The 1,031-nt window shown below is 81.5% G+C and carries 1 pseudogene; it reads left to right on the top strand.

Annotated features, from left to right (window positions below):
- Positions 1 to 1,031 (top strand): annotated as a pseudogene (locus ABD067_RS17980) (hypothetical protein); the annotation flags it as partial.

The following is a 1,031-nucleotide window of genomic DNA, read 5'->3' as shown; positions in this document are numbered from 1 at the left end:
GGCGGCGGCGGGCGCCGCGTCGGTCACTGAGGTCGCCGCCTGCGGCGCGACCGGGGCCGGCGGGGGTGCGGCGGCGCTGCCGGACGGCGTGGCGTCCGTCGCCGGTTGCGCCTCCGGGGTCGCGGCCGCGGACGCGGGTTTCGGCGTTTCGGGCGTCGTCGGTTTCGCGGCGTGTTCCGGAAGTGCCGACGACACGGCGGCCGCGGGAGGGGCATCGGCGTCCTTCGGGGTCGCCGCCGGCGCCGTGGCGCTCGTCGGCGCGGACGGGTTCGCCGCGGGAGGAGCGGCCGCGGCGGTCGGCGCCGTGACGACCGGCTGGGACGCGGCGGCGGTGGAAGGCGTCGCGGGCGCGGCGCCGTCGTGCGGCTGGTGGGTCGCGCCCGTGGCCGGCGGCTTAGCAGGGGGGGTAGCGGTGGCGCGGTTCGGAGTCGCGGAGGGCGTCGTCGCCGGCTGCGCCGCGCCGGCGCCGTGGGTCGAGGAGGGCATCGCCGAACCGTTGGACGGCGCCGCGGCGGGGCCTTGGCCCGAAGCCGGGGCGGCCGGACCGGCATGGGCGGCCGGGGCGCCCTGGGTCGCCGTCGCCGGTGCGGCCGGCTTGTTCGGCGCAGACGCGGCGGAGGGCGTGGCGCCGCCGGACGCCGGTGGCTGGGTGGTGCTGGAAGCGGAGCTCGGCGCCGCGGCGGCGGAGCGCGCCGCGTTCTCGTTCGCGGCCGGTGACGCCGTGGCGGCGGGGCGTGCCGCGTTATCGGTCGCGGCCGGCGACGCGTCGGCGGCATGGCCGTTCGCCGGCGCGCTCGGAACGGCGGCCATGCCGGCGGACGTGGGTTGCTGGGCGGTGGTGGCGGCGGGAGAAGCCGTGCCGTGGCCCGCGTCGCCGCCGGGCGCCGCCGCGGTGGTCGCGGCCTGGGCTTGCGGGGCTTGGGGCGCGGCGACGGTCGGGGATCGCGGCTGCGAGGACGGAGCCGTCGCCGCGCCGTCGGTCGTCGCCGCTGCGGACGGCGCTTGCGCTTGCTCGGTCGCGGCCCGGGGGG

The organism is Craurococcus roseus (assembly GCF_039523795.1).
Classification (GTDB): domain Bacteria; phylum Pseudomonadota; class Alphaproteobacteria; order Acetobacterales; family Acetobacteraceae; genus Craurococcus; species Craurococcus roseus.
The sequence above is the reverse complement of the archived record's forward strand: the minus strand, read 5'-3'. Positions and strand labels throughout refer to the sequence as shown.